Origin of the sequence: Haloarcula sp. CBA1129 (assembly GCF_008729015.1) — an archaeon.
GTDB lineage: Archaea > Halobacteriota > Halobacteria > Halobacteriales > Haloarculaceae > Haloarcula.
In genome coordinates this window covers 2,265,671-2,281,221 of sequence record NZ_RKSM01000001.1, presented here as the reverse complement: position 1 = coordinate 2,281,221, position 15,551 = coordinate 2,265,671, and the positions used below count along the sequence as shown (strand labels likewise).

Annotated in this window: 19 protein-coding genes; 11 read left to right on the top strand and 8 right to left on the bottom strand. The window is 63.4% G+C overall.

Going from position 1 to position 15,551, the window contains the following annotated elements; translation table 11 throughout:
• Positions 1 to 37: 37 nt before the first annotated feature.
• From Har1129_RS11485 to Har1129_RS11460, 7 genes are all read left to right on the top strand, one after another.
• Positions 38 to 631 (top strand): alpha/beta hydrolase, encoded by a 594-nt coding sequence (locus Har1129_RS11485; RefSeq protein ID WP_151100774.1) that lies wholly within the window; start codon positions 38 to 40, stop codon positions 629 to 631.
• A gap of 142 nt (positions 632 to 773) precedes the next feature.
• Positions 774 to 947, top strand: a complete 174-nt coding sequence (locus tag Har1129_RS20610; protein ID WP_191906162.1) for a hypothetical protein — start codon at positions 774 to 776, stop codon at positions 945 to 947.
• A 66-nt stretch (positions 948 to 1,013) separates the two neighbouring features.
• Entirely contained in the window at positions 1,014 to 1,205 is a 192-nt protein-coding gene (locus tag Har1129_RS11480) for a hypothetical protein (RefSeq protein ID WP_151100773.1), read from the top strand.
• 77 nt (positions 1,206 to 1,282) lie between these two features.
• The gene (locus Har1129_RS11475; RefSeq protein WP_151100772.1) at positions 1,283 to 2,944 is read left to right on the top strand and encodes a CTP synthase; all 1,662 of its coding nucleotides are present in this window, start codon (positions 1,283 to 1,285) and stop codon (positions 2,942 to 2,944) included.
• Positions 2,944 to 3,861, top strand: a complete 918-nt coding sequence (gene guaA / locus Har1129_RS11470; RefSeq protein WP_151100771.1) for a glutamine-hydrolyzing GMP synthase — start codon at positions 2,944 to 2,946, stop codon at positions 3,859 to 3,861. The genes Har1129_RS11475 and guaA overlap by 1 nt, the downstream gene beginning before the upstream one ends.
• Positions 3,858 to 4,172 carry an NAD-binding protein gene (locus tag Har1129_RS11465; protein ID WP_151100770.1) on the top strand — a complete coding sequence of 105 codons (315 nt, stop codon included), beginning with the start codon at positions 3,858 to 3,860 and terminating at the stop codon, positions 4,170 to 4,172. The genes guaA and Har1129_RS11465 overlap by 4 nt, the downstream gene beginning before the upstream one ends.
• A gap of 141 nt (positions 4,173 to 4,313) precedes the next feature.
• On the top strand, positions 4,314 to 5,282 hold the full coding sequence (locus Har1129_RS11460; protein WP_151100769.1) for a hypothetical protein: 969 nt from the start codon (positions 4,314 to 4,316) through the stop codon (positions 5,280 to 5,282).
• A gap of 7 nt (positions 5,283 to 5,289) precedes the next feature.
• On the opposite strand, the gene Har1129_RS11455 is transcribed toward Har1129_RS11460, so the two are convergent.
• The 5 genes from Har1129_RS11455 to Har1129_RS11435 form a co-directional block, all read right to left on the bottom strand.
• Positions 5,290 to 5,964: an MBL fold metallo-hydrolase gene (locus Har1129_RS11455; RefSeq protein ID WP_151100768.1), complete on the bottom strand. Its 675-nt coding sequence runs from the start codon at positions 5,962 to 5,964 to the stop codon at positions 5,290 to 5,292.
• Positions 5,965 to 6,026: 62 nt separating this feature from the next.
• Positions 6,027 to 7,097, bottom strand: coding sequence for a glutamate-cysteine ligase family protein (locus tag Har1129_RS11450; RefSeq protein WP_151102139.1), 1,071 nt, complete (start codon positions 7,095 to 7,097; stop codon positions 6,027 to 6,029).
• A gap of 267 nt (positions 7,098 to 7,364) precedes the next feature.
• Complete coding sequence (locus Har1129_RS11445) at positions 7,365 to 8,189, bottom strand: aldo/keto reductase (RefSeq protein ID WP_151100767.1); 825 nt, start codon at positions 8,187 to 8,189, stop codon at positions 7,365 to 7,367.
• A gap of 83 nt (positions 8,190 to 8,272) precedes the next feature.
• Positions 8,273 to 9,238 carry a hypothetical protein gene (locus tag Har1129_RS11440; RefSeq protein ID WP_151100766.1) on the bottom strand — a complete coding sequence of 322 codons (966 nt, stop codon included), beginning with the start codon at positions 9,236 to 9,238 and terminating at the stop codon, positions 8,273 to 8,275.
• Positions 9,239 to 9,443: 205 nt separating this feature from the next.
• On the bottom strand, positions 9,444 to 10,394 hold the full coding sequence (locus tag Har1129_RS11435) for a molybdopterin-binding protein (RefSeq protein WP_151100765.1): 951 nt from the start codon (positions 10,392 to 10,394) through the stop codon (positions 9,444 to 9,446).
• Positions 10,395 to 10,508: 114 nt separating this feature from the next.
• On the opposite strand from Har1129_RS11435, the gene Har1129_RS20605 reads away from it, so the two are divergent.
• The 3 genes from Har1129_RS20605 (at position 10,509) to Har1129_RS11425 (ending at position 12,902) form a co-directional block, all read left to right on the top strand.
• Positions 10,509 to 10,673: a hypothetical protein gene (locus tag Har1129_RS20605; RefSeq protein ID WP_191906161.1), complete on the top strand. Its 165-nt coding sequence runs from the start codon at positions 10,509 to 10,511 to the stop codon at positions 10,671 to 10,673.
• A gap of 129 nt (positions 10,674 to 10,802) precedes the next feature.
• Entirely contained in the window at positions 10,803 to 11,123 is a 321-nt protein-coding gene (locus Har1129_RS11430; RefSeq protein WP_151100764.1) for a hypothetical protein, read from the top strand.
• Positions 11,124 to 11,165: 42 nt separating this feature from the next.
• Positions 11,166 to 12,902 carry a histidine kinase N-terminal 7TM domain-containing protein gene (locus Har1129_RS11425; RefSeq protein WP_151100763.1) on the top strand — a complete coding sequence of 579 codons (1,737 nt, stop codon included), beginning with the start codon at positions 11,166 to 11,168 and terminating at the stop codon, positions 12,900 to 12,902.
• Positions 12,903 to 12,911: 9 nt separating this feature from the next.
• On the opposite strand, the gene Har1129_RS11420 is transcribed toward Har1129_RS11425, so the two are convergent.
• The 3 genes from Har1129_RS11420 to Har1129_RS11410 all read right to left on the bottom strand — a co-directional run bounded on the left by Har1129_RS11420 (position 12,912) and on the right by Har1129_RS11410 (position 14,921).
• On the bottom strand, positions 12,912 to 13,610 hold the full coding sequence (locus tag Har1129_RS11420; protein WP_151100762.1) for an SDR family NAD(P)-dependent oxidoreductase: 699 nt from the start codon (positions 13,608 to 13,610) through the stop codon (positions 12,912 to 12,914).
• 64 nt (positions 13,611 to 13,674) lie between these two features.
• A complete protein-coding gene (locus Har1129_RS11415; protein ID WP_151100761.1) occupies positions 13,675 to 14,238 on the bottom strand; it encodes an isopentenyl-diphosphate delta-isomerase in 564 nt (187 codons plus the stop codon).
• A gap of 47 nt (positions 14,239 to 14,285) precedes the next feature.
• Positions 14,286 to 14,921: a helix-turn-helix domain-containing protein gene (locus Har1129_RS11410; protein WP_151100760.1), complete on the bottom strand. Its 636-nt coding sequence runs from the start codon at positions 14,919 to 14,921 to the stop codon at positions 14,286 to 14,288.
• A 183-nt stretch (positions 14,922 to 15,104) separates the two neighbouring features.
• On the opposite strand from Har1129_RS11410, the gene Har1129_RS11405 reads away from it, so the two are divergent.
• Positions 15,105 to 15,518, top strand: coding sequence for an SRPBCC family protein (locus tag Har1129_RS11405; RefSeq protein ID WP_225307804.1), 414 nt, complete (start codon positions 15,105 to 15,107; stop codon positions 15,516 to 15,518).
• Positions 15,519 to 15,551 lie beyond the last annotated feature (33 nt).

Genomic DNA, 15,551 nt, shown 5'->3' with positions numbered 1-15,551 from the left:
CTTAAATTTCTTACAGAGGGCTGGCGAGTGAACACGTATGACTACCGTCGGGATACCGGGTGGGCGGGGCGTCACCGCGTCGCTTGACCGCCCAGCATCGGACACCGTGGTCGTCGCGTGCCCGCCACACCCACAGTACGGTGGCTCTCGGTCTGACAGTCGCCTCGAAGCGGTCAGCGACGCGATTGCACCCGAAATCGGCTGTCTCCGCTTCGATTACGGCGCGTGGGACGAGGGCCGCGGCGAACGGGCCGACGCCGAGAACGCGCTGGCGTGGGCGAGCGAGCAGACAGACGCCGTCGGTCTGTTCGGCTACAGTTTCGGCGCGGCTGTGGCGTTGCGGACGGCCGCCGAGGTCGATGGCGACGCCGGCCCAGCGGTCCTGTCAGTGCTCGCGCCACCGGCCGGACTGACCGAGCACCTCGATGCTACTGCCGCGCTCGACGCTATCGACTGCCCGGTACAGGTCGTCGTCGGCGAGCGCGACGACACCGTCGACTGGGAGCCGGTCGTCGACCGGGCCGCCGAGTTGGGACACGCTGTCGAGCGCCTGCCGGCCGACCATCACTTCGTCGGTCAGCGCGGCCGTATCGCCGAGACTGTCGGCCCCTTCCTCCGTGACCACCTGTAGCTGTCGGGAACCACTGTTCGGGGTCCGTAGTTAATTCTCACCGCCAGTGCAGAAGCGATACGACGCATCGCTGATAGCCGCGCCTGCTGCGCCTGCTGGACAGTATCGAAAGACAGAGGCGCTGTCGACCCAATCTCTGCCCATGAACCGCCCGCTTGCGTTCGCAGCCGTTTCGTTCATCGCCACGCTGGTGGCGCTGTTAGTACTGATGCAGACGGCGCTCGTCGCCGGCGGACCAGCCCGGGCGCTCATCCTCGCTTCAGTCGGCAGTCTCGGGACCTACGTCGCTATCAGATCCGGCGTACTCAAGTCCTGACCGTCACCGAGCCCGATCACGGATTCCGGAGGTACACTTATACTACATACTGATCAATAATGTACTATGTCAACACACACCAGAAAGGCGGTGTCTCAGTCGACACGGCACGGTGCGGTTTCATTTCTGGGTGGGTTCATCGCCGGCTATCTGCTGTTCCTCGCCATCGGCTCCAGTCCCGGTGATGCGGTGTTCTCGGCGCTGTCTCTCGCTGTCCTCGTTGCCGTGTGGCGTGTCCTCACGCAGCCGACACTGTAGCCCCGTTGACAGTGCGGCGGGGTGGCGAACAGTGCGCGCTCCGAAACCGTTTAGACTACGCGGGGTTCACCGTCGGTATGCCGACCGAACCTGAAACGGACTACGACCCCGAGCTGGGTCGGAAGTTCATTTTCGTCACCGGTGGTGTGATGTCTGGCCTAGGGAAAGGCATCACCGCCGCCAGTACAGGCAGATTACTCAAAAACGCCGGGTTCGACGTTACAGCGGTCAAAATTGACCCGTACCTGAACGTCGACGCCGGGACGATGAACCCCTTCCAGCACGGCGAGGTGTACGTGCTCAAAGACGGCGGGGAGGTCGACCTCGACTTGGGGAACTACGAGCGGTTCCTCGACATCGACATGACCTTCGACCACAACGTCACCACGGGCAAGACCTACCAGCACGTCATCGAGAAAGAGCGGTCCGGCGACTACCTTGGTCGTACGGTCCAGATCATCCCACACATCACTGACGACATCAAGCGGCGCATCCGTGAGGCCGCCGAGGGCAACGACGTCTGTATCATCGAAGTCGGCGGCACCGTCGGCGACATCGAGGGAATGCCCTATCTCGAAGCGCTCCGGCAGTTCGCCCACGAGGAGGACGAGGACGATATTCTCTTTACCCACGTCACGCTCGTGCCCTACTCGAAAAACGGCGAGCAGAAGACCAAGCCCACCCAGCACTCCGTGAAGGAACTGCGATCTATCGGCCTCCAGCCCGACATCCTCGTCGGCCGCTGTTCGGACAAACTCGACATCGACACGAAGGAGAAGATCGCGCTGTTCTGTGACGTACCGACAGAAGCCGTCTTCTCGAATCCCGATGTCGACGACATCTACCACGTCCCGCTGATGGTCGAAGAAGAGGGCCTTGACCAGTACGTGATGGAAGAACTCGACATCGCGTCGGAGGCGCTGCCCGAGGACGAACGGGAGAACCGCTGGCGTGACCTCGTCACCCAGAAGACCGAAGGCGAGGTCGAGGTCGCCCTCGTCGGCAAGTACGACCTCGAAGACGCATACATGTCCGTCCACGAGGCGCTGAAACACGCCGGGCTGGAGAAGAACGTCGACGTGAACGTCCGGTGGGTCAACTCCGAGAAGATGAACGATCACCACGCCGACCGGATGCGCGAGGCCGACGCTATCGTCGTGCCGGGCGGCTTCGGTGCCCGTGGCACGGAGGGTAAAATCGAAGCCATCCGGTACGCCCGCGAGAACGACGTCCCGTTCCTCGGGCTCTGTCTCGGCTTCCAGATGGCCGTCGTCGAGTACGCCCGTAACGTGCTGGATCTAGAGGGCGCACACTCGGCGGAACTGGACGAGGACACGCCCCACCCCGTCATCGATATCCTCCCGGAGCAGTACGAGATCGAGGACATGGGCGGGACGATGCGGCTGGGTGCCCACGAGACCGAAATCGACGAGAACACGCTTGCGGCGACGCTGTACGGTGGCGAGTCCTGTACGGAACGGCACCGCCACCGCTACGAGGTCAACCCCGAGTACATCGACGACCTCGAAGCCGCCGGGCTGAAGTTCTCCGGCTACGCCGAAAACCGTATGGAGATACTCGAACTCGCGCCCGAGGACCACCCCTACTTCATCGGGACGCAGTTCCATCCGGAGTTCCGCTCGCGACCGACGCGTGCCAGCCCGCCCTTCGTCGGTCTCCTTGAGGCTGTGCTCGGCGACGACCCGCACAGCGTGACGACCGAGGAGGTGAGCCACTGATGGTGGACGTCGACGAGTTCATCGAGGAGGCGAAAGCAGAGATCGCGGACGAGATCGGTGACAAGCACGCTGTCATCGGGCTCTCTGGCGGCGTCGACTCTTCGACCGCCGCCGCGTTGGCCTACGAGGCCATCGGCGACCAGCTCACCGCCGTCTACGTCGACACCGGGCTGATGCGGAAAGGCGAGACCGACGAGATCCGCGAGACCTTCGACTACATGGACTCGCTCCGCATCGTCGAGGCACAGGACCGCTTCCTCGACGAACTCGAAGGCGAGACCGACCCCGAGGAGAAGCGCCACATCATCGGCGAGCAGTTCATCCGGGAGTTCGAGACGGTCGCTCGCGAGGTCGACGCGGACTACCTCGTGCAGGGGACCATCTACCCCGACCGTATCGAGAGCGAAGGAACGATCAAGTCCCACCACAACGTTGGCGGCCTCCCCGAGCGAATCGACTTCGAGGGCATCGTCGAGCCGATGCGGGACCTCTACAAGGACGAGGTCCGCGAGGTGGCCCGCGCGCTCGACCTCGAAGAGATCATCTCCGAGCGGATGCCGTTCCCCGGCCCCGGACTTGCCGTGCGCATCATCGGCGAAGTCACCGAGGAGAAACTGGAAGTCGCCCGTGAGGCCAACCACGTCGTCGAGGAGGAACTGGAGGAGTACGAGCCGTGGCAGGCACTCGCCGCCGTCATCGGCAAGGCCACGGGTGTCAAGGGCGACAACCGCGTCCACGGTTGGGTCGTCGCCGTCCGCTCCGTCGAGAGCCGGGACGGCATGACTGCCCGCGCTCAGGAACTGGACTGGGACACGCTCCAGCGCATGCAGTCGCGCATCACCGGGGCCCACGAGAACGTCGCCCGCGTCGTCTACGACGTGACCCACAAACCGCCGGCGACCATCGAGTACGAATGAAGGTCGTTCTCGTCGGTTCGGACCCGAACGGACTCAGAGACGCGCTCGATGCCGAGGGCCACGCGGTCACGGTTGCCGATGTCGGCAACCGACCCGGTCTTGAGGAGGCCGGCATTCACGAGGCCGACGTGTACCTGCTGACCGAGATGTCACAGGCCACTTCGATTGCCGTCGCCAAGGACCTCAATCCCGACCTGCGGGTCGTCGTCTACGCCGAGGGGTCGCTACCGGACTTCGCCAGCCGACAGGCCGATCTCGTTGTCGATCCGGACCTGCTGGACGCCGACGCGGTCGCCGAAGAACTCGACTGAGGACTTACTCCGCCGTTTTTTCGCCGTCTCTCGTTGAATGCTCCGCTTCTGCGATCACAGCCCGTCTCTTTCGCTGATTATTCTACACTTATTTCGACGAATTTAATAGATAGATTAATAGATACTGGAACGAACTAGATTATGGTTGAGATCCAGGCTGTTACGGAACGACCGTTGCTACTGCAAGCGAACCTCGGGGACCGCCTCGTCAAGTTTTTGACTGATCTCGTCGCTAACGGGATCTCGGCCGCCGGAACGGTTCTGCTTGCAGCGATCGTCCTTGCTATCGGCTACGGTGTCGGAAAGTACCTTGATGAGTCTGTTTACGACTGGACGCTGGAACGCGGCCTCGACGACCGCGCCAGTGAGACACCGGTGGCGGTCGTCACGACCGAGTCGGACGCAGTCGCGTCTGCTGCGGGACTGCTCACCCGGTATTTCGTCTACCTGACCACCGTCCTCGCGGCAGTGCGGGTGCTGAATATCCGTGAACTTCAGACGCTCGTCGGCTCGCTGTTCGGGTACGTCCCGAATATCGTCGCTGCCGTAGTCTTCGTCGTTGTCGGGTTCGGCCTCGGTCGACTGTTCGGCACGCTCGTTCCCGGTCTCGTCTCGCGGACGACACTCACCACTGACTTTCCGGAGACGCACTTCGGTCAGTTACTCGACGCCGACGACGAGACGGTGGGCACGGTCACCGGACTGCTAGTCGAGTACTACATCTATGCGACGGCACTGTACGTTGCCGCCGCGACGCTCACAATTACGCCGGTCGCGGGGCTGCTCTACGAGGGGCTGCTGTACACGCCGGCGCTGATCGGCGGGCTGGTCGTTCTCGTTCTCGGCTCGCTCGTCGCGGACCACGTCGCTACAGTGGTCACCTCGGTTGACGACATCGAGGACTGGGCTCCGCGCTCGCTCGTCTCGGGTGCTCTGCAGGCGCTCGTCTACCTGTTCACCGTCGTCATCGCGCTCAACCTCGCCGGCGTCGACTCGCTGTTGCTGGCCGTGCTGTTACTCGCAGTTGTCTTCCCGATTGGTATCGGATTCGCGCTCGCGGTAGGATTGGGCGGCCAAGACTTCGTGGCCGGTCGGCTCCACGGCGAATAAGGGCCCGTCACAGCGTCGCTGCGAGCCGGTCGAGTCGGTCATCGCCGCCGCGCTGGAAGGGGACGCCGTGGCCCGGCACGGCCGTTTCGAACTCCGGTGCGCTCTCGCAGAGCGTTCTGATGCTCTGCTTGACCACGTCGGTATCGTAGCTCACCAGCCACGGCGAGGGCTCGAAGCGGCCGCTGTCTTCCCTGACGAGGTCACCGAGCAGTCCCAGCGACAGTTCCTCACTGACGTAGCTCACGTGGCCCGGCGTGTGACCCGGGGTGTGATAGGCGGTGAAACTGCCGACGGTGTCGCCGTCGGTGAGGGGAACCACGTCGTTAGCCGGTGCGTCCAGAAAGGGCGAAACGAGGCGCTGGAACGCGCCCTTGTGATTTCCCAGCGGCGGGGCCTGCTCGCCGGTGACCAGCGGCACGTCCCGCTTCCCGACGTAGATTGTCGCGTCGACGCCGTCGAAGGCCGTCAGCCCGCCGACGTGGTCGAAATCGAAGTGCGTGAGCAGAATCCGGTCCAGATCCCGGAGCTCGTACCCGGCGTCGCTCAGGCCGGCGACGAGTTCGTTTCCGTGCCATGGGAAACCCGTGTCCACGAGCGTTAGCGTTCCGTCGTCGTCGACGAGCGTCGCGTTGACGCCCGTGAGATCGTACCACCAGCTGTCGTCGGCGAGCGCCGTTACCATGGCCCGGGGTTGGCGCGGCGGCGTCAAAACCCTTGGTCACGGTCGCGTTTCGGCGACCCGTTTCAATCGAGTGCGACCGGTGCGGCCTGTCGCACGTCGTCTTGGAGGCGGTCGGCGTGCTCCAGTCGAATCTCTCGGGCGTCGCGAGCCGTGATTGGTTCCGGCCTGTCGAACGTCGGCGCGACCGGCTCGTACGCGTCCACGTCGAATCCCATCCGGTCGAGATACGACCACACGCTGTCGGCGCTGACTCCGTCCCGGATAGCGTCGTTCGCGTACTCCAGTACGGCATCGAACTCCGGGAGCACGATTTCGTCGTCGGTAACACGGCCCGTCTCGCCCTCGATACGCACCTCGGTCCCCCTGAGATGGTCCATGAGCGACGCCACGGCGTCGGCCAGTTGCAGAACCTGGCTCGGCAGCGCAGCGTCGGGCGACCGCCACTCGACGGTTCCGAACTCCGCACGAATCTGGACTGGCGTCCAGATGGCGCTTTCGGGCTCGAAGTTCGCCGCGACGGTTCGACGGTCGATACCGGCTTCGACAGCCGCGGTCACGAACTCGTCGTAGCGCCGTTCGAGTCGGCGGTCCCATTCGGCCCTGTCGGTGACGTACGACCACAGCCACCCCTGATGTGGCACCGAGTTGTACGCCATCCAGCGGTACAGTTTCGAGCGGGCGCTGTCGGCCAGCCGCCGGCCGCGGAAGTACGGCGACGACGAGACGAGCGCCAGTGCGGGGTCGATAGCGATTAGCGCGTTCAACTGGTCGATTTCCCGTCCCGGCTGCTGTTCGACGTGGATGTGCGTGCCGGCGCAGTGGCGCACGTACTCGAAGTCGTCGCCGACGACGCAGTTTTGAATCCGGGTCCGGTCGCTCGGCAGCTCCCGGATATCGTCGGCGTTGACCGGGGTCGAGAGCGGAACGAGGCGTTTCCCGAACTCGTCGGCCCGCCGCAACACGGCCCCGAGTCGGTCAAGGAGTTCCTCGCGCAACTCTGTCGCTGTCTCACACGGCGTTGTCTTGACTTCTAGCAGGGGCTCGACGAACTCCCGCTCCGCTCCCGGGGTTGCATCGACGAGCGCGCCCGGCTCGACCAGCCGGCCCGCGTCGTCGATGACCCAGTACTCCACCTCAATGCTCCGCCGTATCGGTTCGGATTCGTGTACTGACACAGTGGCCTCGCTGTGGATGCAGCGGTGTGTTCCCGTCTTGGACTCTATTGGTAACACACCACACGAAAACATCGACCAGACAGCTTATGATTGTTGTGTGACTCGTAATATTTGCTGCAACCGAGACAACAAACATAGCTGTCTATGTTCCAGAATCAAAAATATTGGTAGAATTGACTGTCGCCTGCGGGGATATGAATCGATACAGGACGGCACTGACCACGTTCAGAACGGCAACTGCGACCGGACGAACTGCAGTCCCGTCTTGACCTTCGACGGGTCCCGTATCCGCTCCATCTCCGCCTCGGTGAGTTCGAAATCGAAGACGGCCATGTTCGCTTCCAGATGCTCGCGGCTGGAGGCTTTCGGAATCGCGGCCACACCGTCCTGCTGGACCAGCCACCGGAGCGCGATCTGCGCCGGGGATTTTTCGTACGTGTTGCCGAGCTGGACGAGTGCCGGGTCGTCGAGGACGCCGCCGCGGGCAAGCGGACTGTAGGCCGTTAGGAGCACGTCGTGGATGCGGCAGTAGTCCAGCAGTTTGCGCTGGTCCCAGTAGGGGTGGTACTGCACTTGGTCGGTGAGGATGGGGGCCGAGGAGAGGTCTCGGGCTTCGTCCAGCAGCGACGGCGAGAAGTTGCTGACGCCGATGTGCCGGACTAGCCCTTCCTCGACGAGGTCGTTCATCGCCCCGAGCGTCTCCGACAGCGACGCCATCCACGGCGTGTTCGGCCAGTGGATGAGTAGGAGGTCAAGGTAGTCTGTCCCCAGTTTGTTCAGGCTCTCCCGCGTCGACCGGCGGACGCTGCGCTCGTCACGGTTCGAGCCGTCGAGCTTCGTCGTCAGAAACACGTCCTCGCGGTCGACGGCGGCGGCCTCCATTCCCAGCCCTACCTGCCGCTCGTTGCCGTACGCCTGTGCGGTGTCGACGTGGCGGTAGCCCATCTCCAAGGCGGTCTCGACGGTCTCGGTACAAGACGGGCCGGTGAGCTGCCACGTTCCGAGGCCGAGTGCGGGGACCGACGTTCCTTGGACCTGAATCTCGTCCATGCAGGGTGTTGGAGGGGGTCGGTGAAAAGTCAGTGGCTGCGACTCGCCCCTGTCTCGAACCGGCCAGCGCTACCGTGTCGTCGTCATTTTTCCAGTATCGTTCCGCCGGAGCCGACCGCGATGTCGGTGCTGCCGCGGACGACGGCCTTCAGGTTCTCGCCGGCGGGCGTCTCCTCTTGGGTCCAGTCGCCACCGCCGAGGGCGTACACCTTGCCGCCGCCACCGACCGTGTCGCCGGAACCGTCGCCGTCGGTGACCTCGATGTCGCGCAGGCCGGCGTCACCGGTGTCTGTCGGCGTCCACTCGGTGCCGTTCCAGTGGAAGATCATGCCGCCGCCGCCGGAGATCCACACGTCGTCCGGGCCGTCGGAGTCGACGCCGTAGAAGTTGACGTTGGCGTCGGCGAGGCCGATCTTGTTCCACGTCGAGCCGTCGTCGGTGGCGAAGACGCTCTTGTTCCCGTCGACGATGTGCCCCGAGCGGACGCCGTGGAAGTCGACGGCGTTGATGGCCGACCCCGAGCCGGGCGTGGTGTAGTCCCACGTCTGGCTCGCGCCGTTCTCGAAGCTGTAGTACATCTTCCCGGAGTCACCGGCGATGTAGACGTTCGCCTCGCCGGCCCTGCCGGTCACGGATACGTCGTTGAAGTTGTTGGTGACGTCCATCGGGGCGCTGTGGTCGGTGAGGACGCCCGACTCCACGTCGTACTCGCCGATAGCGCCGGACGAGCCGACGAACCAGAGGGCCTTGCCGTCGTCGGTCACGTCAGCCCCGTAGAGGTTGTTGCCGTTACCGGTCGGGCCGCCGCCGACGACTTTCCGCCAGCCCTTGCTGGTCCGTTCGAGGACGATACCGCCACCCGCCACCGCGTACGCGCCGGCGGCCGTGTATTCGACATCGTGGAGGGTGTTCCCGGTTGGGGACTCGACGGCCGCCCAGGGATCGGCCGCCGCAACCGTCCCAGAGAGGGTCGCCCCGCCCAGTGCGGCTGCAGCTGTCGCGCCGATACCCTTGAGTACGCCACGTCGTGTCGCGTTGCAATCGGACATGACACCCGAGCCTGTGGGCTGTCTGCACTTCAATGGGGGACGCAGTTAACGACCTTTCACGGCGATTTAAACGTTTAAACGGCCGATATCGCGGAGAAACATCCACTGAACGTGGAAAAATCAGCGACCCGTGACGTACCGGAAAATATCGCAGTAAGCCGGCTAAACGGACACAAGACTGATACCACGAATCCGCTGGGCCGACTCAGGGAAGTTCGGCGACGAGATTCCCGGCCTCCGCCGCGATGATCTCGTCGATAGCGATCCGTGCGGCCGCTGGGTCCGCGGGCAAACAGAACACTGGCGTCCCGCCGGCGATTCCGGCAGTCGCACGGACGGTGATGACACCGGTGCCCTGTTGTTCGAACAGGAGGCCCCGGTACACCTCCTCGAATCCCGGCAGGGCTTTTTCGAACAGCGGGTGGACCGCTTCGAGAGTCTGCTCCGACGGGGCGACACCGAGGCCCCCTGCGGTGACGACGACTTCCACGTCGTCGCGCCCGACCAGTCTGTCGACGGCCCCTTGGATGCTGTCGTAGCCTCCTTGTAGGCGCTCACGGGCTGTGACGTCCTGTCCGGCCGCTTCGAGTGCTGTCTCGACCGCTTCGCCCGTGGGGTCGCCCTCCTCCGTCGTCGTCCCGACCGTGACGACGGCGACGGCAACTGACTGTTCCTGTGACGCGTCGCTCTGGGTCACTGTCTGCGTTGTCGGAGCCGTCTCGCCCTGCGGTGTCTCCGTCGGTCGGGTGGTTGCTTGTGTCTCAGGGTGGGGTTCGTCGTGAGGTTCCTGCCTCGAATCATCAACTCTCTCGGTGTTCTGTGTGTCGTCCGTTGGCTGGCTGTCTCTGCTTTGCTCTGCCGCCTCGTCGATTCGTTCTGTGACAGCGCTGTCGGTTTCAGGCTCTGCTGCGGTCTGATCACTGTCTCCCGTCGTGTCGGCTACCGCGGCCGGCTCTGTACCGTCGCCCTCACTGGCTGCTACGTCGTCGTTTCCCGCCGCTGTATCCGCTGCTTCGCTGGGCTCTGAAGTAGATGCCTCAGTGTCAGTATCGACCGCTGCGGATTCCTCGTTGTCCCCCGTTTCGCCTTCACCTGTCTCGTCGTCTTCCCCGTCAGTCGGGCCCCGGCGTGTGTCGCGGGACTGGAAATCCACCATACTAGTCCAACGGCCGCGGTGGATAAATACTCTGACGACCGCTTGCGTGACTGCAATACATATATAATATCTGAAAGCGGTAGGCTTAAAATATAGTGTAAAGAAAGAAAATGTATGGCTGGGAGATACCACGTCGTCTGCCATGAGTGTGCGTTCGAGGGACTGTACGAAGACTCGTCGGTCGCGGAGGGTCAGCGGGACGCACACGCTTCTGCCAGCGGACATCGGATGAGCCTGCGTGACATCTCGAGTCAGGAAACCCCCGGTCTGTCGCAGTAGCGGGACCGTTAGCGTTTTGCGCTCGCTTGCCTGATTCCGAGATATGCAGCCACGCTGTTCCGTCGGCATTACTGGAGGTGGTCCTATCGTGACGTCATCGTTTACATGGGCGCGACGGGGTGCGTGTTGATGGGTGACGACGAGTCCGGCTACGTCCATCGTCCTGACACGGAGCCACAGTCCGCAGACGCCCCTCGGGCGGACAGTGAGACAGGGACGGCAGCGGCCGACGGTCCCGAGTTCGGGACGAGTGGGTGGCTTCTCGTCGGGATGATCGGCGTGGCGTTTCTGCTCGTTCCCGGCGCAATTTTGCTCTTGCCGTCCGCCCAGAGTGTTATCAGTAGCTTTGGACTCACACTCCGGGACGCCTATCTCACGCTCCCGCTTGTTCCGGCGTTCGCGCTTGGTGCTCTTGCCGTGTGGTCTGCGGTTCGCTCACAATCGGAGTGACCGGGAATAGTTATGTCTGGGACGCCATTACTACGCTACTGAATGGTCCTGTCGCCGCTTACTGTCGTTTTACTGTCGGGTGTCGTCGGTATGGGCGTCGCCTTTCTGGTGTGGCTCCACCGGGACCGACCGAGTGCGGGACCGCTGGCGGTGTTCGTCGTCGCGGCGAGTCTCTGGGCCGTTACGTACGGTATCGAACTCGCTGTGCCGGGCTTATCCACCATGGAGCGACTCGTCCAGACACAGTTGACGCTCTCGGTCATCATCCCTGTCGCGTGGCTCGTGACGGTTATCGAGTACACGGGGCACCCACACTGGCTCACGCAACGCCGAACAGCACTGTTGGTCGTCGAACCGGCGGTGTTTGTCACGCTCGTGTGGTCGAATCATGCCCACGGACTCATCTGGTCAGGTCACGGGACCCAATCCGTCTCCACATCGTCAGTCGCGCTTGTTCCCGCGTACGAAATTCTGTATTGGGGGCACATGTCCTACATCTTGCTGCTAATCCTCGCCGGCAGTGTCCTCCTGTTGCGGATGCTGTTCCGGTCGAATCAGGTGTTTCAGGGACAGGGGCTTGCACTGCTGCTCGCTATCACTGTCCCGACGGTTATCCAGACGCTGTTCGTGCTTGGCGTGTTGCCGATCGCCTTCAACCCGACGAGTCTCGGGTACGTCGCGTCGGGGGCTGTCCTCTCGGTTGCAATCCTCCGTGGGCAACTACTCGACGTGGCACCGGTGACCAGAGAACTGGGTCGGGAAGCCATCTTCACGGAAATGGACGATCTGGTCATTATCGTCGACGACGAGCGCCGCATCGTCGATGTCAACGCGGCCGCCACGGCGCTGTTCGACGGTGACCAGAACGCACTTCTGGGCTGTTCGCTACCGCGTGTGCGACCCGCACTCGCCGAGACAGTCCCCGGCCCCGGTGAGCGAACGCAGACCGAGACGGCTCTCGAACACGACGGCGGCGTTCGGTACTACGACGTGCGCGTGATACCACTGTACCGCGCGTACGGCGTCGTCTCGGGCCATCTCATCAGTCTCCGGGATATTACGGAGCGGCGACAGCGCGAACAGCGGCTGGACGTGCTCAACCGCTTGCTCCGTCACGACATCCGAAACGAGATGAACGTCGTCAAGGGGAACGCGGATCTGCTTCGGGATACGGCCGATGCTGACGAACGCGAGCGACTCAACCGTATTATCAGCACAGTCGACGACATTGTCGACCGCAGCAACAAGATCGGCCGAGTCACCGAAGCTCTGGAGACCGAACAGCACAGCCCGACAGTACTTCAGAAGCTGCTGGCATCAGTCGTGAGCGATGCCCGAGACCGTCACCCCGACGTGGCGATCACGCTCTCCTGCGAGGATGATCTCTGGATACAGGGCGGTCCGTCGATCCGTATCGCACTGGAGGAACTGGTCGAGAACGCCGTTGAACATCGGGCGGCTGACGCCGATCTCGCCGAGGTCGATATTACGGCGATACGGACCGACGGAACGCCGGGCGTCCGTCTGGCCGTTCACGACAACGGCCCCGGTATCACCGACCACGAGCGCGAGGTCATCCGTTCGGGAACCGAAACGCCGCTCAAACACGGTTCCGGTGTCGGGCTCTGGCTCGTCAACTGGATCGTCCGGAACCTCGGCGGCCGGATGTCGTTCCCTGCTACGGACGAGCCGGGAACGACTGTGGAACTGCAACTGCCGGCGGCAGAGCCCGCCCACGCGACGGACGAGGCGGCGGCCCGCACTGAGAACGCTGATTGACCGCGACCGTTACCACTCGATTTCGGCTCTGTCACGCCAGAACCGTCCGCTTGGTGCATCGGGTCGGAAGCGAGCGAGCCAGACCGGTGTTTCGGCCCCTTTCTCGGGCGTCCGCGGGGCGCTCTCTTCAGTCATGTCCGTCTGGACGTAGCCCGGGCACACCGAGTTGGCGATGAGGCCATCAGCCGCGTACTCGCCGTCGAGATACTTCGTCAGCCCGTTGACGCCGGTCTTCGAGATGCGGTAGGCCGGTGTTCCGCCCGATTGGCTCTCTGTGATGGCCCCTAAGCCGGAGGACATGGTAACCACGCGGCCGCCCTCGTCTGCCAGCAACAGCGGGAGGGCAGACTTTGTCATGAGAACCGCCCCTCGGAGGTTCGTGTCGAGAGTGTGGTCGATAACGTCGGTCGGCATCGTGTCGAGCGGTTCCCGCGAGTCCATCACGCCGGCGTTGTTGACCAGCACGTCGAGTCGACCCTGCTCGCGCTCGATGCGGTCGACGGCGGCGACCATCCCCTCGTCGTCGGTCACGTCGAGTTCGACGGCGTGGCGGTCCGATGCCTCGATATCGTCGGTGTCGCGCGCACCGGCGTACACGGTCGCGTCAAGGTCGACCAGCCCGTCGGCGATTGCCTTCCCGATGCCCCGCGTCGCTCCGGTGACGAGGGCGACCTGCCCGTCGAGGGAGTCATAGAGCGGCACGTCCATACCCGGGGTTGGGCGGCCGGGCCGAAAAGAAGGGGGGCCGTGACGCCGCGGTGGCGGGGCCGACCTACCGCTCCTCGTCACGGCGCATCGCGATCTCGAACCAAGGACAGAGACGGAGCTGGCGGTAGTACTCGGGATGTTCGCGCAGTCGCTCGTATGGGACCCACATGAGGCCGTCGACTTCCTCGGGATTGGGGTCCAGTGAGGTGTCGTGGAGCGTGGCCTGTAGCACCGCACACACTTCCCATTCGAGGCCGGCGTTCTCGTAGTAGCGCTTGTACTCGAACCGGTCGGTCACGCGGAGGTCCCCGTACTGCGAGGGGTCGATACCCAGTTCCTCTTCGAGCCGCTCCTCGGTGGCTTCGACCTGTGTCTGGCCCTCGACCGGGTGGGAGGCGACGGTGCCGTCCCAGTGGGTGTCCCAGAGGCGTTTGTTCGCGGCGCGCTGTGCGAGCAGGACTCGGTCGTTCTCATCGAACAGCAAGGCGGTAAAGGCGCGGTGGCGAACCCCCTCACCGGTGTGGGCGTCGAGCCGATTGACCAGCCCTTCCTCGTTGTCATCGGCATCCACTGCGATGACTTCCTGTCGGGCGTTTTCGTGCGTCTCGTCGGCCGCGTCGGAACTCATATGTCGTACCTCTCACAGAGGCGCGTATTACGCGCTTCGACTTCCCGTCACCGTCCGGGGAGGTCCGAAACGAACTGTTTCAGTATCTGCTCTTCCGCGCGGTGGAGCGTCTCGCTGCAGGTCGACTTCGCGATACCGACGCGGTCCGCCAGCTCCGTGAGCGAGCATTCCCGCGGCGTGTCGTAGTAGCCCGCGTCGATGGCCTCCTGAACCAGTTCGAGCTGGCTTTCGGTCAGTACTTGCTCTGTTTCGAGGTGTTGCTGGATGCGGTCGACGCTGAAGGAGATGCCGAACTCCTCCAGTTGTTCGCCGAGCTCGGAGAGACGCTCCTGCGGTGCTGATATCTCCCAGACGGCCTCGCCGTCAGCTAGCGTGAACGGCATCTCTAGCGGGACGCCTGAGCCCTGAACCGGGAAGAGGAGGAGCGGCATCGACGTCTCGAACTGGACCAGTGCGCTGTCGTCCCTATGTGAGAGGATCTCCAGCGTGGTAACAGACTCCCGGTTCTCGATGTCACGGAGAACTGCGGGGAGGTCGTCCGACGTGATTTCGGCTAATCCCACGCCGGAGTCCTCGCCCGGGAGCGCGGACAGGATCCGAAACGTCGCGTCGTCGTACGTTCGCGAAACGTCGCCGATCCAGATCTCGTCTGGAATCGTGAGCGTGAGTTCTGCGTGTGGCATTGGTGTATCCGAATATATTCGTCCGACCGCCGCGGCCGTGTTCCCGAATATGTTCGCCTATTCGGGATGGAGATAAGAAGCTTGGGGAGTGCTGTCAGGTCGGTATTGGGCCACACAAGCCCATCGAGCCGAACACCTTCGGGTATGGCGAACGCTTATTCCGTCGGGCACTCGCCGTCTGATATGGAGCGCGTTTCGCTGACTCGGACGGTCCCGGCCGACCCGGAGACAGTCACTGCCCTGATAACGGACGTGGCGCCGTTCATGCGCGCGGCGGGGTTCGACGGGGTGACACTCGACGGGGACGACCTCGGCATCACGAACCGCGTCGGACTCTTCGAAATCGAACTGGACCTCGAAATCGTCGAGACTGATGCAGTGCTGCGGTACGAACAGCGTCAGGGGATCTTCGAGTCGATGATGACAGAATACACGGTCGAGGCCGTCGACGGCGGGACCGAAGTCACGGCAACCACGGAGTACAATGCGCTCGATCTCCCGGTACTGGGCGAGATGATCGACTCGACTGTCATCTCGCGACAGCGCACGAAAGAACTGAACAGGCAGTTCGACTGGCTCGTCGAACAGGTCTCGTAGCGTAGTGCCACAGAGGCCGTTCGGACGAATCAC

What these genes read in the sequence shown, in the direction of transcription:
- guaA (WP_151100771.1), top strand. Translation starts at nt 2,944, where the DNA reads ATGGTGGACGTCGACGAGTTCATCGAGGAGGCGAAAGCAGAGATCGCG.
- Har1129_RS11415 (WP_151100761.1), bottom strand. Translation starts at nt 14,238, where the DNA reads ATGAGTTCCGACGCGGCCGACGAGACGCACGAAAACGCCCGACAGGAA.
- Har1129_RS11410 (WP_151100760.1), bottom strand. Translation starts at nt 14,921, where the DNA reads ATGCCACACGCAGAACTCACGCTCACGATTCCAGACGAGATCTGGATC.
- Har1129_RS11440 (WP_151100766.1), bottom strand. Translation starts at nt 9,238, where the DNA reads ATGTCCGATTGCAACGCGACACGACGTGGCGTACTCAAGGGTATCGGC.
- Har1129_RS11460 (WP_151100769.1), top strand. Translation starts at nt 4,314, where the DNA reads ATGGTTGAGATCCAGGCTGTTACGGAACGACCGTTGCTACTGCAAGCG.
- Har1129_RS11475 (WP_151100772.1), top strand. Translation starts at nt 1,283, where the DNA reads ATGCCGACCGAACCTGAAACGGACTACGACCCCGAGCTGGGTCGGAAG.
- Har1129_RS11445 (WP_151100767.1), bottom strand. Translation starts at nt 8,189, where the DNA reads ATGGACGAGATTCAGGTCCAAGGAACGTCGGTCCCCGCACTCGGCCTC.
- Har1129_RS11480 (WP_151100773.1), top strand. Translation starts at nt 1,014, where the DNA reads ATGTCAACACACACCAGAAAGGCGGTGTCTCAGTCGACACGGCACGGT.
- Har1129_RS11405 (WP_225307804.1), top strand. Translation starts at nt 15,105, where the DNA reads ATGGAGCGCGTTTCGCTGACTCGGACGGTCCCGGCCGACCCGGAGACA.
- Har1129_RS11425 (WP_151100763.1), top strand. Translation starts at nt 11,166, where the DNA reads ATGGTCCTGTCGCCGCTTACTGTCGTTTTACTGTCGGGTGTCGTCGGT.
- Har1129_RS11485 (WP_151100774.1), top strand. Translation starts at nt 38, where the DNA reads ATGACTACCGTCGGGATACCGGGTGGGCGGGGCGTCACCGCGTCGCTT.
- Har1129_RS11465 (WP_151100770.1), top strand. Translation starts at nt 3,858, where the DNA reads ATGAAGGTCGTTCTCGTCGGTTCGGACCCGAACGGACTCAGAGACGCG.
- Har1129_RS20610 (WP_191906162.1), top strand. Translation starts at nt 774, where the DNA reads ATGAACCGCCCGCTTGCGTTCGCAGCCGTTTCGTTCATCGCCACGCTG.
- Har1129_RS11420 (WP_151100762.1), bottom strand. Translation starts at nt 13,610, where the DNA reads ATGGACGTGCCGCTCTATGACTCCCTCGACGGGCAGGTCGCCCTCGTC.
- Har1129_RS20605 (WP_191906161.1), top strand. Translation starts at nt 10,509, where the DNA reads ATGGCTGGGAGATACCACGTCGTCTGCCATGAGTGTGCGTTCGAGGGA.
- Har1129_RS11435 (WP_151100765.1), bottom strand. Translation starts at nt 10,394, where the DNA reads ATGGTGGATTTCCAGTCCCGCGACACACGCCGGGGCCCGACTGACGGG.
- Har1129_RS11430 (WP_151100764.1), top strand. Translation starts at nt 10,803, where the DNA reads ATGGGTGACGACGAGTCCGGCTACGTCCATCGTCCTGACACGGAGCCA.
- Har1129_RS11455 (WP_151100768.1), bottom strand. Translation starts at nt 5,964, where the DNA reads ATGGTAACGGCGCTCGCCGACGACAGCTGGTGGTACGATCTCACGGGC.